Source organism: Alloalcanivorax venustensis ISO4 (assembly GCF_015356855.1).
Taxonomy (GTDB): domain Bacteria; phylum Pseudomonadota; class Gammaproteobacteria; order Pseudomonadales; family Alcanivoracaceae; genus Alloalcanivorax; species Alloalcanivorax venustensis.
Genome location: NZ_ARXR01000017.1, coordinates 34,066 through 51,936, shown reverse-complemented (window position 1 = coordinate 51,936; position 17,871 = coordinate 34,066). Strand labels below are relative to the sequence as shown.

The 17,871-nt window shown below is 64.7% G+C and carries 22 protein-coding genes; 7 read left to right on the top strand and 15 right to left on the bottom strand.

What is annotated here, in order from left to right; translation table 11 throughout:
• Position 1: 1 nt before the first annotated feature.
• The 8 genes from ISO4_RS10855 to radC all read right to left on the bottom strand — a co-directional run bounded on the left by ISO4_RS10855 (position 2) and on the right by radC (position 5,654).
• The gene (locus ISO4_RS10855; protein WP_194856217.1) at positions 2 to 1,189 is read right to left on the bottom strand and encodes an AAA family ATPase; all 1,188 of its coding nucleotides are present in this window, start codon (positions 1,187 to 1,189) and stop codon (positions 2 to 4) included.
• Positions 1,186 to 2,358 carry a type II and III secretion system protein family protein gene (locus ISO4_RS10850; RefSeq protein WP_194856216.1) on the bottom strand — a complete coding sequence of 391 codons (1,173 nt, stop codon included), beginning with the start codon at positions 2,356 to 2,358 and terminating at the stop codon, positions 1,186 to 1,188. Before ISO4_RS10850 ends, ISO4_RS10855 begins: the two co-directional genes overlap by 4 nt.
• Complete coding sequence (gene cpaB / locus ISO4_RS10845; protein WP_194856215.1) at positions 2,348 to 3,247, bottom strand: Flp pilus assembly protein CpaB; 900 nt, start codon at positions 3,245 to 3,247, stop codon at positions 2,348 to 2,350. The genes ISO4_RS10850 and cpaB overlap by 11 nt, the downstream gene beginning before the upstream one ends.
• A gap of 45 nt (positions 3,248 to 3,292) precedes the next feature.
• Positions 3,293 to 3,754: a TadE/TadG family type IV pilus assembly protein gene (locus tag ISO4_RS10840; RefSeq protein ID WP_323745371.1), complete on the bottom strand. Its 462-nt coding sequence runs from the start codon at positions 3,752 to 3,754 to the stop codon at positions 3,293 to 3,295.
• 10 nt (positions 3,755 to 3,764) lie between these two features.
• The gene (locus ISO4_RS10835; protein ID WP_194856213.1) at positions 3,765 to 4,013 is read right to left on the bottom strand and encodes a Flp family type IVb pilin; all 249 of its coding nucleotides are present in this window, start codon (positions 4,011 to 4,013) and stop codon (positions 3,765 to 3,767) included.
• Between the two features lie 429 nt (positions 4,014 to 4,442).
• On the bottom strand, positions 4,443 to 4,613 hold the full coding sequence (rpmG, locus tag ISO4_RS10830; protein WP_067609584.1) for a 50S ribosomal protein L33: 171 nt from the start codon (positions 4,611 to 4,613) through the stop codon (positions 4,443 to 4,445).
• A 17-nt stretch (positions 4,614 to 4,630) separates the two neighbouring features.
• Complete coding sequence (gene rpmB / locus ISO4_RS10825) at positions 4,631 to 4,867, bottom strand: 50S ribosomal protein L28 (RefSeq protein WP_142947807.1); 237 nt, start codon at positions 4,865 to 4,867, stop codon at positions 4,631 to 4,633.
• 112 nt (positions 4,868 to 4,979) lie between these two features.
• Complete coding sequence (radC, locus tag ISO4_RS10820; protein ID WP_142947808.1) at positions 4,980 to 5,654, bottom strand: RadC family protein; 675 nt, start codon at positions 5,652 to 5,654, stop codon at positions 4,980 to 4,982.
• A 139-nt stretch (positions 5,655 to 5,793) separates the two neighbouring features.
• Between radC and coaBC the strand changes: the two genes are divergently transcribed.
• The 5 genes from coaBC (at position 5,794) to slmA (ending at position 10,982) form a co-directional block, all read left to right on the top strand.
• On the top strand, positions 5,794 to 6,990 hold the full coding sequence (coaBC, locus tag ISO4_RS10815; protein ID WP_194856212.1) for a bifunctional phosphopantothenoylcysteine decarboxylase/phosphopantothenate--cysteine ligase CoaBC: 1,197 nt from the start codon (positions 5,794 to 5,796) through the stop codon (positions 6,988 to 6,990).
• A 25-nt stretch (positions 6,991 to 7,015) separates the two neighbouring features.
• Complete coding sequence (gene dut / locus ISO4_RS10810; RefSeq protein WP_194856211.1) at positions 7,016 to 7,468, top strand: dUTP diphosphatase; 453 nt, start codon at positions 7,016 to 7,018, stop codon at positions 7,466 to 7,468.
• 64 nt (positions 7,469 to 7,532) lie between these two features.
• On the top strand, positions 7,533 to 9,437 hold the full coding sequence (locus ISO4_RS10805; protein WP_194856210.1) for a phosphohexomutase domain-containing protein: 1,905 nt from the start codon (positions 7,533 to 7,535) through the stop codon (positions 9,435 to 9,437).
• Between the two features lie 19 nt (positions 9,438 to 9,456).
• Positions 9,457 to 10,356, top strand: a complete 900-nt coding sequence (argB, locus tag ISO4_RS10800) for an acetylglutamate kinase (RefSeq protein WP_142947812.1) — start codon at positions 9,457 to 9,459, stop codon at positions 10,354 to 10,356.
• 38 nt (positions 10,357 to 10,394) lie between these two features.
• Positions 10,395 to 10,982 (top strand): nucleoid occlusion factor SlmA, encoded by a 588-nt coding sequence (slmA, locus tag ISO4_RS10795; protein WP_142947813.1) that lies wholly within the window; start codon positions 10,395 to 10,397, stop codon positions 10,980 to 10,982.
• On the opposite strand, the gene ISO4_RS10790 is transcribed toward slmA, so the two are convergent.
• From ISO4_RS10790 to rph, 3 genes are read right to left on the bottom strand one after another with little or no spacing between them, the layout of a single operon-like run.
• Positions 10,979 to 11,602 (bottom strand): hypothetical protein, encoded by a 624-nt coding sequence (locus tag ISO4_RS10790; RefSeq protein ID WP_142947814.1) that lies wholly within the window; start codon positions 11,600 to 11,602, stop codon positions 10,979 to 10,981. The two genes, slmA and ISO4_RS10790, sit on opposite strands and share 4 nt — an antisense overlap.
• A 2-nt stretch (positions 11,603 to 11,604) precedes the next feature.
• Positions 11,605 to 12,273: an orotate phosphoribosyltransferase gene (pyrE, locus tag ISO4_RS10785; protein ID WP_194856209.1), complete on the bottom strand. Its 669-nt coding sequence runs from the start codon at positions 12,271 to 12,273 to the stop codon at positions 11,605 to 11,607.
• Positions 12,274 to 12,290: 17 nt separating this feature from the next.
• Entirely contained in the window at positions 12,291 to 13,010 is a 720-nt protein-coding gene (gene rph / locus ISO4_RS10780) for a ribonuclease PH (RefSeq protein WP_194856208.1), read from the bottom strand.
• Between the two features lie 152 nt (positions 13,011 to 13,162).
• Between rph and ISO4_RS10775 the strand changes: the two genes are divergently transcribed.
• Positions 13,163 to 14,026: a YicC/YloC family endoribonuclease gene (locus ISO4_RS10775; RefSeq protein WP_194856207.1), complete on the top strand. Its 864-nt coding sequence runs from the start codon at positions 13,163 to 13,165 to the stop codon at positions 14,024 to 14,026.
• Between the two features lie 12 nt (positions 14,027 to 14,038).
• Here the strand turns inward: ISO4_RS10775 and ISO4_RS10770 are convergent, their stop codons facing one another.
• From ISO4_RS10770 to ISO4_RS10760, 3 genes are read right to left on the bottom strand one after another with little or no spacing between them, the layout of a single operon-like run.
• Entirely contained in the window at positions 14,039 to 14,449 is a 411-nt protein-coding gene (locus ISO4_RS10770; protein ID WP_194856206.1) for a DUF6691 family protein, read from the bottom strand.
• Positions 14,446 to 14,883: a YeeE/YedE family protein gene (locus ISO4_RS10765; protein WP_185956864.1), complete on the bottom strand. Its 438-nt coding sequence runs from the start codon at positions 14,881 to 14,883 to the stop codon at positions 14,446 to 14,448. The genes ISO4_RS10770 and ISO4_RS10765 overlap by 4 nt, the downstream gene beginning before the upstream one ends.
• Entirely contained in the window at positions 14,880 to 15,794 is a 915-nt protein-coding gene (locus ISO4_RS10760; RefSeq protein WP_194856205.1) for an MBL fold metallo-hydrolase, read from the bottom strand. The genes ISO4_RS10765 and ISO4_RS10760 overlap by 4 nt, the downstream gene beginning before the upstream one ends.
• Positions 15,795 to 15,924: 130 nt before the next feature.
• On the opposite strand from ISO4_RS10760, the gene ISO4_RS10755 reads away from it, so the two are divergent.
• On the top strand, positions 15,925 to 16,254 hold the full coding sequence (locus tag ISO4_RS10755) for an ArsR/SmtB family transcription factor (RefSeq protein ID WP_228548059.1): 330 nt from the start codon (positions 15,925 to 15,927) through the stop codon (positions 16,252 to 16,254).
• On the opposite strand, the gene ISO4_RS10750 is transcribed toward ISO4_RS10755, so the two are convergent.
• Positions 16,217 to 17,866: an alpha/beta hydrolase gene (locus tag ISO4_RS10750; protein ID WP_194856204.1), complete on the bottom strand. Its 1,650-nt coding sequence runs from the start codon at positions 17,864 to 17,866 to the stop codon at positions 16,217 to 16,219. The two genes, ISO4_RS10755 and ISO4_RS10750, sit on opposite strands and share 38 nt — an antisense overlap.
• Between the last annotated feature and the right edge of the window lie 5 nt (positions 17,867 to 17,871).

Sequence of the window (17,871 nt, the reverse complement as noted above, 5' to 3'; positions counted from 1 at the left end):
CTTAACTCCCCAGCAATCGCGTCAGAAAACCACCGCGTCGCGGCTCATCGTCCTGGCCATCAAGGGATTCGAGCAAGCTGCCCAGCCGGCGGCTGTAGGCACACCGGGGCGACTGCTCAAGAATCGGCCGGCCGCTGTTCACCGCCAGCAGGCGGTGACGCCAATCCATCGGCAGGGTGCCCGCCAGCGGCGCGCCGACGGTATCACTCAGTTCGTCGGCATCCGGCGGTACGCCACTGTCGTAACCGTCCACCACCAGCCCGATATGGCCCTCACGGCCGAGATGGGAGCCCCAGTCGTGAACCAGCGCCCGGGCGGCGTGGGCGTGATCCACCAGCGGGTGAATGCCCACCAGAAGATGCCGGGTATGCACGCCCAGCGCCCGCACCCAGTACGCACTTTGCAATGAGGCCACGTTGATGGTGATGTGGTCGAACATTTGCATCAGCCGGTTCAGGGCGATGAACAGATCCGCGCTGCGGTCACCGTCCAGGGTCTGGCTGCCGATGCCGCCGGAAAGCAGCCGCAGGCCAGGCCGGAACTCTTCCAGCGCCGTGTCGATCAGCGTCTCGTCCAGGGTTTCCGGGTTGGCGAGCAGATTATCCAGCGTGAATTCGCTGCTGGCGTCGAGATAGAACACCCCCCGCTCGCGGGGCTGGGTGTCGATGGCCAGGCAGCGCCAGTTGGGGTGGCGCTGATTAATGCCAATGGCGAGATTCTGCGCCAGGAAGCGTGTGTCCACGGTGGGATCGGCGCCGGTCACCAGCGTCAGATTGTTCACCGAGGAGCGGCTTTCGTCGCCGTAATGCCCGCTGCGCACCAGCTGATGACGGCGCAGCCGGTCGCGGATTTCGCCGGCGTCGTTGCCGGCCAGGAAGCTGTCCCGGGCGCCGGCGCGCATGCTTTGCAGCAGCAGTTCCTGGTTGGAACGGGTGCACACCGTGATCACCGTGACCCAGGGCCGGGCACTGGTTAGCGCGGTGATGATCGCCAGGGATTGATCCATATCCGCTTCATTGATCTCCACCAGCACCACATGGGCGGTGGTCGCTTCCAGCAGGCGCAACACCCGGGTGAGATCGGCGCGGCTGACGAATTCCACGCGGAACGGCTCTTCGATAACCCGGTCCAGCCAGGCTTTGATACCGGGGTCGTCGACCACCGAAAGGACAATATCGTTATCGCTCACCAGCTCACTCCATGACGAATGGGTTGCGAGCCACCACGCGGCTCGGTGGCCATATCCAGCCATTGCGTGCTGCTTTCCCGGTAGGCGCCGCCGGGCAGGGTCACCGGCGGATCACCCGCCTTGCGGGGGGTCACCAGATGGGGGGTGACCACCATCACCAGCTCCTTGTCGTCCCGGGAAATACGGCTGGAGCGGAAGAAAGCACCAAGCACCGGAATATTGCCCAGGCCCGGAATGCGGTCGCTGTTGTTAATGGTGCTGCGGCTCACCAGACCACTGATGATGAAGGTTTCACCGGGGGCCAGAGACACCGTGGTTTCCGCCCGCCGGACGCGCAGCCCGGGCACGGCCACGCCGCCGGTTTCCACGCCGGCGGAAAAATCCAGTTCACTGACTTCCGGCGCCACCTTGAGAATGATCTGCTCGTCGCTGATCACCGTGGGCGTCAGGCTCAGGCCGACCCCGAACTCCTTGAATTCGATCTGGATGCCATCGGTATTACTCCGGGTGGGCACCGGGAATTCGCCACCGGAAAGAAACGACGCACTCTGGCCGCTCAGGCTGGTGAGCGACGGCTCCGCCAGGGTGTAGGCGAAACCACCGCCTTCCAGCGCATTGATGATGGTCAGAGAGTTACTGCCGAAACCGAACAGGTTAAAACCGTCGGAGCTGAGCGGGTTCTGGGCGGCTCCCGGGCCCGAAAAGCCCCGGTAACCGGTGCCCGGCGGCGCGATGCCCACGGCGGAGTCACCGCCGTCGAACAGATTGGCGTAATAAACGCCCAGACTGTTCAGTTCCGAGCGGCTCACTTCCAGCACACGGATGTCGGTCTGCACCTGGGTGCCGTAGGGCAGATTGCCGCCCAGAGTGGTGGCCACCGCCACGCTGCTGCGCATCGGCCGGCTCTCGCCCCGCTGCCAGATAGTGATCTCGGAGGAGCCTTCCTTGAAAGCCGTAACCAGTACTTCCTGGCTACCGCTGACGGTGAGCTTGGCGACCTCCGGGTTGGAGGTCGCCACCTTGGTGATCGGCGCGGAGAAGTTCAGTACTTTCTGGTCGCCGGGCGCCATGCGCATGGATTCATCCATGGCGGCGGCCTGGCCGCCGGCAAACAGCGTCAGCACCAGCAGCAGTCGCGCCCCCAGGCCGATGCGTTGTTTATTGCACATAGGTGCTCCTTGATTCCGCGCCCTCGAAAACCTGCACGCGCTGGCCCGGAGAAGGCTTCGGCGCGGCGGCCGGCGCGGGTTTTTCGCGCTCGGGGAAGAAGTCGTCGAAGTAGAAGGGTTTCTGTTCCGCCTCTTCGGCGGCGGCGAGGGCCTGGTCGCCATCGCCGGCGGGCTCGTCCGTATCGCCGGCCGGCGTGTCGCCGCGCTCACCGGCCACCACCGCAAGGCGCACCTTGCCTTCAGAGGACGCCAGCATCAGCGCGGACACACGATCTTCGGGTACCGACAGGACGGCGGTGTTGTTGCGGCGACGGGCGGTTTCTTCCGCGTCGTCGGCGCCGGCGGACAGCGAACCGTAGACCGCCAGCACCGGCACGTCGCGCAGCATCACCAGGGCCACCGGCGCGTCTTTGTCGGAACGGCGGAACGCGGTGACCACATCGACCCGGTCCCCGGGCTGCAGCAGCCCCCCGGCGCCGACCACGTCGTCGACGGCAATAGCGATGGCGCGCTGGCCTTCCGGCAGGTTGGCGGGCAGGGAACCGCCGCTTTCCAGGTGATGGCTTGAAAGAAGTTCGCCCGGACGGGCATAGCGACGCAGCTCACGACCGAAGACGTCTTCTTCCGCGGACAAGGCGTCGCTGATCTGGTTGGGTGAGGTCACCACGGCGAGGCTTTCTTCACTGAGCGCCTCGCCGGCGTTCATTGGCTGGCGCAACACCCAGTATTCATAGGACGGTGCGGCCTGTTCCCGGTCCGCCTGCCCGGTGGTGTCCGTCGATGTGACGGTCACCGGTTCCGGATCCCGGCTGAGCCCCACCAGCGCCAGAACCAGCGCCAGAAAGGCCAGCACCAGGGCCGGCAGCATATATAAAATCTTTGATCCCATATCCCCTCCGAAACATCCGTGTTCGACGACTGCTTATCATTCTAGTCAGAAGGCGGCGCGGGCCTCCGCTTCCAGCGTGTCCGGCAACGGCGGAAAGGTCCCCAGCAGGCCGAAGCTCATTACCGGCACGATGGGGTTTTCCTTGTAGTTGTAGGTCACTCCGCAGCGGAGCATCTCCACGCCCCCCACCGCTTCCACGGCGCAGGAAGACGCGCCGCCCTCCAGGTTCGAGAGCGGCCCGGGCAGGGTCGCCAGCAGCCCGCTCATGGCCTGGCTGGCGCGGTTCACCACCGCGCCCTCCATCTGCTCGCCCTGGAACGCGGAACGGTCCACGTACAGCGCCGTGGCCACCGCCCGGTCCACCACGTTCTGCAGCCGGTACTGGCTGAAGAACACGATGCCGTAGAGGGCGGAGGCATAGAGCATGGCTACCACGAAAGGGAATAGCATCAGAAACTCCAATGCCACTGCCCCTTTGAGTCTCCTAATTAGGGGTAATGTCCCCATGCTCCCGGTCCTACGCCTCTGTTTCATCACCAGAGCCGCTGGGCATCTCGTCAACGATTGTCTGGAAGGTATCGGTAATCTTCGAAGCGATGTCCGTAGTCGTCAACGCAGTGATAATAGCTATAACAATTACTGCGGCGAGCACGATGTACTCCAGCGCGCTGGCGCCACGCTGCTTGTCGGCCTGGGTACGGCCACGGCTGAACAGCCGGGCGGCCAGTTGTTGTGAGGCGGTGGTAAAGATGGTTAATGATTTCATGTGAAACTCTCCCTTACGCTCAAAGTGCTATCAGTGACGATTCCTTTCCGATAGTAGATATTTTGTGAACCACTTCACAAGTACCCACATTTGCATATCCCTCGCTCAAACCCTTTAAAATCAATAAGTTACGATAAACGTCGGCGGATATCCGGTGCAATGAAAGCGATGACCGGTTGTTCTTATTCTTTTGTTACCGCCTTTATCGTTACGTTTCCACCTTTACGGCGGCGTAACATCATTTTGCCAGTATGCGTCTTTTGCTACCCGCACAAAAAGACCAACTTTGTACTGTTATGAAATTTATTGTTATTGACGTGATTAAACAATGAAGAGTGACCCGGGCCAGGACGGCCGCACGGGCATAAAAAAACCCGGTGTGACGAATAGCCACACCGGGTTCTTGTTGTCCCTTGCCAGGCAGGACGCTTACTTGATCTTGGCTTCCTTGTAGATCACGTGCTTGCGGACCACGGGATCAAACTTCTTGGTCTCCATCTTTTCGGGATGCAGACGCTTGTTCTTGGCGGTGGTGTAAAAGTGCCCGGTACCCGCTGAGGAGACCAGACGAATTTTTTCACGAATCGGACCAGATGCCATGATTCAGCTCCTTGGGCTCAGGCGCGCGCGCCGCGGGCGCGGATATCGGCCAACACGGAGTCGATACCCTTCTTGTCAATGATACGCATCCCTTTGGAGGATACACGCAGGCGCACGAAGCGCTTTTCGCTCTCCACCCAAAAGCGATGGTAGTGGAGATTCGGCTCGAAACGACGCTTGGTCTTGATGTTCGAGTGGGACACGTGGTGGCCCGTTACCGGCCGCTTCCCGGTTACCTGGCAAACTTTGGACATGATCTTGCTCCCGTGATGCAACACAATTGGGGCGGGGCAGCCCCGGAAAAGGCGCGTTTTATACCAAAACCCGGGGCGGGGATCAAGCCATTCCGGTGTTTGCCAGCAAATATCACACCCAGCCGCGGCGACTGAACGACTCCCAGTGCCCGTCGCCGATCACCAGATGATCGAGGATGCGCACGTCGATCAGATCCAGCGCCCGGCGCAGCCGCTCAGTGACATCGCGGTCCGCCTGGCTCGGCTCCGCCACCCCGGAGGGGTGATTATGGGCCACGATCACACTGGCGGCATTGTATTCCAGGGCCCGGCGGACCACCTCCCGGGGGTAGACGGCGGCGCCGTCCACGGTGCCGTAGAACATCTTCTCGAAGCCGATCACCCGGTGCTTGTTGTCCAGGAACAGCACCGCGAACACTTCGCAGGGTTCGCCGCGCAGCTCGGCGGTCAACAGCCGCGCCGCCGGCTCCGGGTTGTCCAGGCTGAAGCCCCGCTCCAGCTCCGTGGCCAGGTAGCGCCGCCCCATCTCCAGAGCCGCCAGCACCTGGGCACAGCGGGAATCCGCCATGCCCGGCAGACGCGCCATGCGCTTGGGCGTCAGATCCAGCAGCCCGCGCAGGCCGCCGCTGCGGTCGAGAATGTCGCGGCCCACGTCGACGGCGGTTCTGCCCCGGCTGCCGGTGCGCAGAAAGATCGCCAGCAGTTCCGCGTCGCTGAGCGCGCCCGCGCCCCGCCCCAGCAGCTTTTCCCGGGGCCGTTCCTGTTTCGGCCAGTCGCTGATCGCCATACTCACCTCCCTGTGTTTGCTCATACCTTGGTGCTACCCTATGACGCCCCTAGTCTGCACAACCCCCCGGGGCGAGGGCAGACGACATCCACCATGGTTTGTGTCAGCCACAGCCCAAAATACTGTACGGAATGACAGCATGCAGCGACTGGTCAATAAACGGATCCTCCTCGGTGTCACCGGAGGCATTGCCGCCTACAAGAGCGCGGATCTGGTCCGCCGGCTGCAGGACGCCGGCGCCGAAGTACGCGTGGTCATGACGCAGGGCGCCTGCGAGTTCATCACGCCGCTTACCATGCAGGCGCTGTCCGGGCACCCGGTGCACACCGACCTGCTGGACCCGCGCGCCGAGGCCGCCATGGGCCACATCGAGCTGGCCCGCTGGGCGGACCTGGTGCTGATCGCTCCGGCCTCGGCGGATTTCCTCGCCCGCCTGGCCTACGGCCACGGCAACGACCTGCTCGCCACCCTGTGCCTGGCCACCGGCGCCCCGGTGGCGGTCGCCCCGGCCATGAACCAGCAAATGTGGGCGGATCAGGCGACCCAGAAGAACCAGCTGATCCTGCAGGAGAAGGGCATCCATATCTTCGGCCCCGGCGCCGGCAGCCAGGCCTGCGGCGAAGTGGGCCCGGGGCGCATGCAGGACCCGGCGGAGATCATTCGGCAGGCCGCGGAAGTCTTCGACTACGATCTCCTCACCGGCAAACATCTGGTGATCACCGCCGGCCCCACCCGGGAGCCGATCGACCCGGTGCGCTACCTGACCAACAAGAGCTCCGGGAAAATGGGCTTCGCGCTGGCCCAGGCCGCCGCCGAAGCGGGGGCGCGCGTGACCCTGATCGCCGGCCCGGTGGCCCTGGACACCCCCAACCGGGTCAACCGCATCGACGTGGTCCGCGCCGAAGACATGCACGAGGCCAGCCTCAAGGCGGTGGAGGAGGGTTGCGACATCTTTATCGCCACCGCCGCCGTGGCGGATTACCGGCCCACCGTCACCGCCGACCACAAGATCAAGAAATCCACCGAGGAGATCCACCTCACCCTGGTGAAGAACCCGGACATCATCGCCGCCGTGGCCTGCCACGCCAAACGGCCCTTCACCGTGGGCTTCGCGGCGGAAACCCAGGACGTGATTGAATACGCCCAGGGCAAGCTGAAGAGCAAAAAACTGGATATGATCGCCACCAACGACGTGTCCGGCACCAATGTGGGCTTCAACAGCGACAATAACGCCCTCACGGTGATCTGGCCGGGCGGGCACAAGGTGCTGCCGCTCGCCTCCAAGGCGCAGATCGCCAAACAACTGATCGAGCTGATCGCGATCCGCCAGAGCTGAAAACCACTGACCGCTGAGACCATCGATGCAACTGCAATACCGGCTTCTTGATGCCCGCCTGGGCGACCAGTTTCCACTGCCCGCCTACGCCACCGACGGCTCCGCCGGCCTCGACCTGCGCGCCATGGTGGAGGCCCCCCTGACCCTGAACCCCGGCGACACCGAGCTGCTGCCCACCGGGCTGGCCATCCACATCGGCGACGCCGGCTATGCGGGCATGATCCTGCCGCGTTCCGGGCTGGGCCATAAGCACGGTATCGTGTTGGGCAATCTGGTGGGGCTGATCGACTCGGACTACCAGGGCCAGTTGATGGTGTCCTGCTGGAACCGGGGCAACAGCGCTTTCACCATCGAGCCCGGCGAGCGCATCGCGCAGCTGGTGATCGTGCCGGTGATGCAGGTGGCGCTGACGCAGGTGGATGAGTTCGACGACAGTGTCCGCGGCGAGGGCGGCTTCGGCCACAGCGGCCGCCAGTAAGCGCCACGGGCGTCACCGCAACGCCGCGACCACAGAACGGCGACGGGACGGCTAGGGGGAACGGATGGGGAACGAACGCAAGGTTCTGACCAGGCCAGCACTGCTGCTCGCGCTGCTGGGCCTGGTGCTGGTCGGCGCCGGCTCCGGGCTTTGGCACCGGCATCAGCACGACCAGGCACAAACCGCCGCCGCGGATCAGGCCCGGCGCCTGGCCAACACCCTGGCCGGGGAACTCGGCCAGCGGGTGAACCGCCACCGCACCCAGCTGGAGCAGCTCGCCGGACGCCCGGCTTCCCCGGCACCGACCGCCGACCAGCCCCTGACCCCCACCGCCTGGCAGGACGACACCCGCCTGCTGCGCGTACCCGACGGCCACCCCGGTGAGGAACAGCTATCGTTCACGCTGCGCGAACTGCTGCATAACCTGCGCGAACGGGGGGAAGTGGTGGTCTCCAGCAAGGGCGGTGAACAGCCGGCGTTGCTGATGGCATGCACCACACCCGGCGGCGCCATGATCCTGGAACACGACCTGAGACCCTGGCTGCGCAGCCTCGATCAACGCCTGCCCCAAGGCAGCGCCCTGACACTGAGCCAGGGCGACCTGACGCTGATCCGCCGCGGCCAGACCGGGGGCGCCAGCGCCACCGCCAGCGCCCGGGGCGGCCCCTTCAACCTGACCCTGGCGGTGCCCCCCACGCCGCCGTCCTGGCAAAGCCTGCTGTTGCCCGCAGGCATCAGCGCGGCACTGGTGCTACTGGCGATCTACGCGGTGTTCGCCCGGTTAGCCCGGCGCCGGCCCGCGTCGACGCCGGCCGCCGGCCGCCGTGTCGACACCGCGACCACGCCCCCTCGTGCGGTCACGCCACCTGTCTCCTCGCCGCCGCCGGCTCCCGAGCCCGAGCCGGAGCCAGAACCCGAAGAACAGGCGGGGCCGGAACCCGGCCCGGCGCCGCCGCAAGCGCTATTCGGGCCCGACGGCATTCGCGCCACCGGCGACGCGCCCCTGGACGGCACCGCCCTGAAGCAGCTCGGCCGGGCAATCGGCAGCGAAGCGGGCGCGGCCGGCCAGCACACCCTGTTTGTGGTCTGCACGGGCGAGGCCGATGCCAAGGAGGCTTTGATCGACGGCCTGATGGCCAGCGGCCGCCAGGTGGTGGATCTGGGCGAGGCACCGCCGGCGGTGCTCCATTACGCCACCGAAGTCTTGGAAAGCCAGAGCGGCGTCTGCCTCACCGGCGACGGCGACCAGCGGGCCCTGGATGTCGTCATCAACGGCGAGCTGCTGCATGGCGACCGGCTGCTCAGGCTGCGCGACCGGCTGCTGGCACGGAATCTGGATGAGGGCAGCGGGGAACGGGAACAGCGCGACCTCAACGACCGCTATCTGAACGCCGTGGCGGACGACATTATTCTCGCGCGCCCCATGTCGGTGGCGGTGCAGGGCACCGGCGCCACCGCCGGCCTGGCGCCACGGCTGCTCGGCGAGCTGGGCTGCAAGGTGGTCGCCGTGGAGGGCACCGACGTGGACGCCCTCGCCCGCACGGTGGGCGAGCAAAACCTGAATCTGGGCCTGGCGTTCGACGCCGGCGGCGGCCTTTCCCTGGTCGCCAGCGACGGCCGCCTGATCGCCGCCGACCGGCTGCTGATGCTGCTGGCCCGGGATCTGCTGGAGCGCAATCCGGGCGCCGATGTGCTGTTCAACATGACCGATAATCAGGCGCTGGCCGACCTGATCCGCAAGCAGGGCGGCCGGCCGGTGATGGACGACGGCGGCCCGGCCCGCCTGCGCGCGCGCATGAAAGAATTGGCCGTGCCCCTGGCGGGAGAGGCGAACGGGCATATATTCTTCGCCGACCGCTGGTACGGATTCAGCGATGCCCTCTACGCCGCCGCCCGACTTTTGGAGGTACTCTCCCTGCAGGCGGGCAACAGCGCCGAGGCGTTCGCCCCTTACACGGATACTTTTTGACCGGTTGGAGAAAGCAGACATGGACACCAAGAGCGCCCAGGAAACCGCCCGCGTTCTGATTGAAGCGCTGCCTTATATTCAGCGCTTCGCCGGCACCACCGTGGTGATCAAATACGGCGGCAACGCCATGGAAAACGACGAGCTGAAGAACAGCTTCGCCCGCGACGTGGTGATGATGAAGCAGGTCGGCATCAACCCGGTGATCGTCCACGGCGGCGGCCCGCAGATCGCCGATCTGCTTAACCGGCTCGGCAAGGAGAGCAAGTTCGTCCAGGGCATGCGCGTCACCGACCGGGAGACCATGGACGTGGTGCAGATGGTGCTCGGCGGCCTGGTCAACAAGGACATCGTCAACCTGATCCAGCATAACGGCGGCCAGGCGGTGGGCCTGACCGGCAAGGACGGCCGCCTGATCAAGGCGCGCAAGATGCTGCTCAAGAACCTGGACGCCGACGACCCGGAGCTGCAGGCTTCGGAAATCATCGACATCGGCCATGTGGGCGAGGTGCAGGGCATCGACACCAAGGTGCTCGACCTGCTCGGCGGCAGCGACTTCATTCCGGTGATCGCGCCGATCGGCGTCGATGAGGACGGCACCAGCTACAACATCAACGCCGACCTGGTGGCGGGCAAGGTGGCGGAGGTGCTGCGCGCCGAAAAGCTGATCCTGCTCACCAACGTGGCCGGCCTCAAGGACAAGGAAGGCCGCGTGCTCACCGGCCTCACGGCGGACCGGGTCAACGCGCTGATCAAGGACGGCACCATCCACGGCGGCATGCTGCCGAAGATCCGCTGCGCCCTGGAAGCGGTGGAGAACGGCGTGCACACCTCGCACATCATCGATGGCCGGGTGGCCCACGCGGTGCTGCTGGAGATTCTTACCGACAAGGGGGTCGGTACTCTGATCAGCAAGCATTGATCAGCAAAAACTAAAAACGCCTAAAACGGGAACAACGCATGACAGAACAGACTCCGTCCAGAAAGGAGCAAATCCTGCAGGCCCTGGCGCACATGCTGGAAGCGGAACCCGGCGGGCGGATCACCACCGCCGGCCTGGCCCGGGAAGTGGGGGTGTCCGAAGCCGCGCTGTATCGGCATTTTCCGAGCAAGGCAAAGATGTTCGAGGGGCTCATCGACTTCATCGAAGAGGCGATCTTCTCACGCATTAACCGCATCACCGGCGAAGGGGACGCGCTCACCCAGGTGGAGCAGATTCTCACGCTGATCCTGGCGTTCACCGAGCGCAACCCGGGCATCACCCGGTTGCTCACCGGCGACGCCCTCACCGGCGAGAACGAGCGCCTGCACCGGCGCATCCAACAGTTCTACGACCGGGTGGAAAGCCAGCTCAAGCAAGTGGTCCGTGACGCCGAGTTCAAGGAAGGCAAGCGCACCGCGGCCACGCCCACCATCACCGCCAACCTGCTGCTGGCGGTGGTGGAAGGGCGCATCGCCCAGTTCGTCCGTTCCGGTTTCAGGATCCGCCCCGGCCAGGACTGGCCCGAGCAATGGGCGCTGCTCGCCCCCACGGTGTTCCGCGATTAAGAGCCCGCCAGCTCCTCCAACCGCTCAATAATCGGCGCGTACTGCTCGCGCACCGCCTGCTTGTCCTTCTCATAGCCGGCGATTTCCTGGCGCACATGGGCCATGCGGCGCTGGTACTCTTCGATGGCCTGGCGGGTGCCCTCCGGCACCGGCCGGCCGGCGCGCTCGGCGCGGGCGGCCAGGCTGACCTCCTGGTCGCGCTTCTCCTCCAGCTGCGCCAGGGTGTTGGTGGCGTAGCTGATGCGCAACTCAAGCGCTTCGATCTGGCGCTCGCGGGCACGCACCGCGTCCTCGGGCCCGGCGTAGAGCCGCTCCAGTTCCTTGTCCCGCTCGGCCTGCCGTTGCGCCTGCTGCTCGGCCGCCATCGCCTGGCGGCGGCGCGCCTGTTCTTCCGGGGGCGCCGGCGGCTCGCGGCGCAGCACGCGGCCGTTATGGTCGAGCACCTGATAACCGGCGTGGATGGCCTGCTCGTTGAGCGTGGCGCTCACCGCCAGGGTGCCGTCCGGCTTGGTATAGCGGTACATCACCTCACCGGCGGGTTCATTCTGCTTGGGCGCCGCCGGCGTCAGCACCGGCAGCGCCAACAACGCCAACACCAGCCCCCACGGCAGCCACCTCACGGTTACCCCTCCACGCCGTAGCGCTTGCGATACTGCTTGAGCGCCACGCGATCCGCATCGCGCCCTTCCTGCTCTTCCAGCCAGACGATGATGTCCGACATGGAGACAATGCTGCGCACCGGCACGCCCAGGCTCTCCTGCACTTCCTGGATCGCCGACAGCCCTCTACCACGCGCTGAAGACTCTCCACTCCCGCGCTCCTGGCGGTCCACCGCCACGAACACCCCGGCGATGCTCGCCTCGGTGCGCTCGAACAGCTCCGCCACCTCGCGGATCGCGGTGCCGGCGGTGATCACATCGTCGATCACCAGGGCGCGGCCCTCCAGCGGCGCGCCCACCAGCCAGCCGCCTTCGCCGTGGTCCTTGGCTTCCTTGCGGTTGAACGCCCAGGGCAGGTCCCGACCGTGGTGCTCGGCGAGCGCCACGGACACCGCCGCCACCAGCGGAATGCCCTTGTAGGCCGGGCCGAACAACATGTCGAACTCAATGCCCGACTCGACGATGGCGTCGGCGTAGTAGCGGCCCAGCCGGGCCAGCGCCTCGCCGGTGTAAAAGGTGCCGGCGTTAAAAAAGTACGGGCTGATGCGCCCGGATTTCAGGGTGAACTCCCCGAACTTCAGCGCCTGGCGCTCCTCGGCGAAGCGCAAAAAGTGCTTCTTGTAGTTTTTCATTCTGTTCCCCACCGGGCTTACCAGCCCAGCACCTCCTGCTGCTTGCGGACGATTTCACCAATGCCTTTCTCGGCCAGGCCCAGCAACTGATCGGACTGCTGACGGGTGAACGGCTCGTCGCCCTCGGCGGTGCCCTGAATCTCCACGAAGCCACCATGCTGGGTCATTACCACGTTCATGTCCGTGTCGGCGTTGGAATCTTCGGGATAATCCAGATCCAGCACCGGTTCTCCCTTATAAATCCCCACCGACACCGAGGCAATCAGACCGTTGAGGGGGTCTTCCTTGATGCGCTTGCGCTCCAGCAGGGTGGTGAAGGCGTCCACCAGGGCCACGCAGGCACCGGAGATCGACGCGGTGCGGGTACCGCCGTCCGCCTGGATCACGTCGCAATCCAGATAGATGGTGTTCTCACCCAGCTTCTTCAGGTCCACGGCGGCGCGCAGGGAGCGCCCGATCAGCCGCTGGATTTCCAGGGTGCGGCCGCCCTGCTTGCCGCGCGCCGCCTCGCGGCCGGAGCGGGTATGGGTGGAGCGGGGCAGCATGCCGTACTCGGCGGTGATCCAGCCCTGGCCCTTGCCCTTGAGGAAACGCGGCACGCCGTCCTCCACGGACGCGGTGCACAACACCTTGGTATTGCCGAAGGACACCAGCACGCTGCCTTCAGCGTGCATGGTGAAATCGCGTACGAAGGATACGTCGCGCATCTGGTCGAGCTGGCGGCCGGAAGGGCGCATGAAAACTCCTTGATTCGGGATCGAATGGCCCGCCATTGTAGCGAACCCCCGCCCATCAACGCGAGGCGGGGCGCCGGTGAATGCTTCCAGTCGCTTGACCCGCTACACTAAGCCCCACTTCGCCGCACTCACCCACCACCCCAGGGACGCCCATGATTCGTAGCATGACCGCCTTCGCCCGAGCCGACCGCCACCTCACCGGCGCCAGCCTGGCCTGGGAAATCCGCTCGGTGAACCACCGCTACCTGGAAGTGGGCCCGCGCCTGCCCGAGGGCCTGCGCGCCCTGGAGAACGACGTGCGCGAACGCTGTCGCCAGCGGCTGGGCCGCGGCAAGGTGGACGTCACCCTGCGCTACCAGACCGAAGAAGGCGAAGCGGAACTGGAGCTCAACGAAACCCTGGTCAAGCACCTCGCCGAGGCGGCCCGCCGCGTCGACGACCTGGTGCGCCACGCCGGCCAGGTGAACCCGCTGGAAATCCTGCGCTTCCCCGGCGTGCTCTCCACCCGCGAAGTGGACGCCGACACCCTGCACGCGGAAGCCCTGGCCGCCCTGGACGAAGCCCTGGACGCCCTGATCGCCACCCGCGACCGCGAAGGCGAGCAGCTGGCGCGCATGGTGCGCGAGCGCCTGGACGGCGTCGGCGAGCAGGTGGCCCGCATTCGCCAGGCGCTGCCCGCGATCCGCGAGGCCCTGCGCGACCGCCTGCGCCAGCGCGTCCAGGAGGCGGTGGAGAGCCCCGACCCGGAGCGCCTGGAGCAGGAACTGGTGCTGGCCGCCCAGAAGATGGACGTGGACGAAGAACTGGACCGCCTGGAAACCCACGTGGCCGAAGTGCGCCGGGTGGTGGAAAAAGGCGGCCAGGTGGGCCGCCGTCTGGACTTTCTGATGCAGGAACTCAACCGCGAAGCGAACACCCTGGCGTCAAAGTCCGTGGACGCCGAGACCACCGCCGCGGCGGTGGAATTAAAGGTGTTGATTGAGCAGATGAGGGAGCAGATCCAGAATATCGAGTGATCGCCGGCGGCCCTACGCCGGCAACCGCCGAAACCCCCACATCCCCACCAGCAAGCCCACCACGAACAACGCCGGCTCCCACAGGCCCATCGCCAGCGCGGCGACGCCCGGGCCGGGGCAGTAGCCGGCCAGGCCCCAGCCGATGCCGAACAGGGCCGCGCCGCCGAGCAGGCGGCTATCGATATCGCTGCGGGTGGGCAGATGAAACTGACCCTCGAACAGCGGCCGGTCCTGTTTGAGGATAAAGCGGAAGCTGATCAGGGTAACCAGCACGGCGCCGCCCATGACGAACGCCAGGGTGGGGTCCCAGGTGCCGGTGATGTCCAGGAAGTTGAGCACCTTGGCCGGGTTGGTCATTTGCGAGATGGCCAGGCCGAGACCGAACAGCAGGCCGGCGATCAACGCGGCGATATTCTTCTTCATGCGCCCACTCCCAGTAGGTGCCGGATCACGAACACGGTGAGGATGCCGGTGGCCATGAAGGTGGCCACCGAGGCCAGCGAGCGCGGCGACAGCCGGGCCAGGCCGCAGACGCCGTGGCCGCTGGTGCAGCCGCTGCCCAGCCGGGTGCCGAAACCGACGATCAGGCCGGCCACCAGGAATACCGGCCAGGGCATGTCCGACTGGAAGGCCAGGCTGCCCGGCACCAGCCAGAACGCCAGGGCGGCGCCGCCGAGCAGGCCGGCCAGAAACAGCCAGCGCCAGGCCCGGTCGCCGCCGGGCTCCACCGTGGCGCCGGCGACGATGCCGCTGATGCCGGCGATGCGACCGTTGAGCCACAGCAGCAGCGAGGCGCTGGCGCCGATCAGCAGACCGCCGATCAGGCCGGCCCAGGGGGTGAAGTTCACGATGGTCATACCGGCAGCTCCTCGTCGTGCGCGGTCTGGGAGAACCCTTCCGGGTGGTTCAGGGGCACCTTGATGTAGCGCCGGCCGTTGTCGTCGGCGGGCGGGGTGTGGCCGGCGCGGACGTTGATCTGCACCGAGGGGATAATCAGATCGGGCAGGCCGAGGGTGGCATCGCGCTCGGTACGCAGCTTGACGAAGTCATCCTCGGAGCGGCCGCCGCCGACATGAATATTGTCACGCTTCTGGTCACCCACGGTGGTTTCGTAACGGTAGTCGCGACCGCCGGGCCGGTAGTCGTGCAGCACGAACAGGCGGGTGTCGTCGGGCAGCTCGAACAACCGCTGGATCGACTGATACAGGGTATGGGCGCTGCCGCCGGGAAAGTCGCAGCGGGCGGTGCCGCCGTCGGGCATGAACAGGGTGTCGCCGACGAAGATAGCGTCACCGATCTGATACGTCAGGTGATCCGAGGTGTGCCCGGGCGTGGGGATGGCACGGGCCTCGATATTGCCCACCCGGAAGCTTTCGAAATCCTCGAACAGGTGCTCGAAGGGCGTGCCGTCCGCCTGGAAGCCGCGTTCGAAACCGTAGACCTCCTTGAAGTGCTTCTGCACCTGACGGATGCCGGCCCCGATGCCGGTGGTGCCGCCCAGTTGCCGGTGCACATGGGCGCCGCCGGCCAGATGGTCGGCGTGGGCATGGGTTTCCAGCACCCACTCCACCGCCAGCCCCTGATCGCGGATGAAACGGATCAGTTCATCGGCGGTATCGGTGCTGAGCCGTCCGGACTCGGCTTCGTAGTCGAGCACCGAATCAATCACCGCGGCGCGGCGGGTGTCCGGGTCCCAGACCACGTAGGAAAAGGTGGAGGTGGGCTCGTGAAGAAAGGAGCGAACCTGAGGGCGTTGCGCGGCTGCCATGAAAACCTCCTGGGTGACATCGATTTAATTCTTTATAGTCCGCGCCCTTTTATTAGTCAAACCTAATATAGAAAAATTTACATTACATCTTTCTAATGCTATTTTGAGGTCAAATCATTGAAGCGATGCCATGACCGACACACGCCTTAAAAACAGCCCCCCAAAGCCCGACGAAGCGATGGCCGAGCACGCCGCCGACGCCGCCCGCCTGCTCAAGTCGTTGTCCCACGAGAAGCGCCTGCTGATTCTCTGCATGCTGGTGGAGGGCGAGATGACGGTGGGCGAGATCAACGCACGGGTGGCGGGCAGCCAGTCAGTGGTCTCCCAGCACCTGGCGGTACTGCGCCGCGACGATCTGGTACAGACCCGCCGCGACGCCCAGACGATCTATTATTCCCTGCAGGGCACCCGGGCGACCCGCATTATCGAGGTGCTGCACGACCTGTTCTGCGACCGCTGAAACTCCTCGAGATCGTGCGCCAAACACCGAAACCCAGCCCCAACAGAAGGGCCGATAGGGGTATCGACCCGCCCCCGGACCCAGCAACCGGAGCGGAGCCGCCGCTGTTTTTCGCGGGGGCGCCGTCATTGGTGTCATCTTCAGGGGGAACATTAGGGAAGGGCTCGAAGGGGTCTTCATCCGGCACCACCGGTGCTACCGGCGGCGCAAGCCCCGCCGCCAGGAACACATCATCCAGCTGGAGCCAGGCATCATCACCGCCAGGCTGCAATCCGGCAAAGACACGTATAACATCATGGTCACCCGTATTAAACGCTAATTGATATACCGCATAGTCCGCGCTTGCACTTATCGGCGTATCCACCAGCGTAGCCCCGTCCATTCCACGAACCCCCAGAAGAGTCAGCTTGGATCCGGATGTTCTTATCCAGGCGGACAGGTGGTAATCGGTTTTCTTGGCGACGGAGATCTCCTGGTACAGCTCGTTCCATTCGGTGTTACTGTTGCGAACCCAGCCATTGCTCACGCCCTGGTGTTCTAACTCAAGCCCCCGGTCCAGGCCGCACTGACCCAAGCACTGCCAATCATTATTGTCAGCATTTCCCACAATGCCTTCCGCCTCGAAGTCACCGTTCACCAACCTATTGACAGGCTCCGGCGGGTTATCGAACACACGCATTAGTTCTGGTAATTCCTGCCGGAAACTACGAATCCAGTAGCCCGGCGAATGCATGCCGTCGCCATAGGGGTGAAACTGGTGGGCTATTCCCAGTTGGTTGAGCCGATCATGCATGGCAAAGTTCATTCGGTGCACCTCGGCTTCCTGAATCCAGCCCATGAACAGATTGACGGGGTTGTACTCGTTCTGATTATCGAGGACCCCACGGTTTCCGTTGCCGAAGTAGAAAGAGAGATGCATCCCCGCCAGATTGTGCGCCAGGTTGAGGGGGTTATGAGCTTGGCGGACCTCCGTATCGAGAGGCCAGATCCCAAAGATCGAGTAAGGCACTCTTGCGTCAATAACCGGTGAAACACCGATCCAATTCGAAATCAACTCTCTGCTGGTGTCGACTGCACCGGAGAATGCGGCGGCGGCGATGAATTGATCCGGGTGCCTCGCCGCGTAACTCATCGCGCCATAGCCTCCCATCGAAAGGCCAACCACTGCACGCCCCTCGCGGCGGGCGTCGGTTTTAAAGGTGCCATCTACCCAGGTCACAAGCTCTTCAAAGAAAAAGGTCTCCCACTTCGGGTTACCATCTATACCGGGAACGGCCGCATCAGCATACCAGCTCCCTTTTCCCATCGACGGCTGGACGATGATTACATCACGGTCATCGACAATTTCCTGCACGCCCCAGACCGTCCAGTCTTCATGGGTTCCGCCACCACCATGGAGCAGGTAAATAACCGGATATCCTGAAACAGTATCGGAGTATCCGGTAGGCAACATCACCCTTACAGTGGTTGCATCCACAAGGTTATCGGAGACGATATCGAAGTCCGTAATTTGTTGATTTACCCGCTCGCCGTCAGACACCTGAAAGGAGTGGAGTGGCGTACAAAAGAAGAGAAAAATAATAACCGAAAAATAGGGCGATCTGATCATCATGGCGC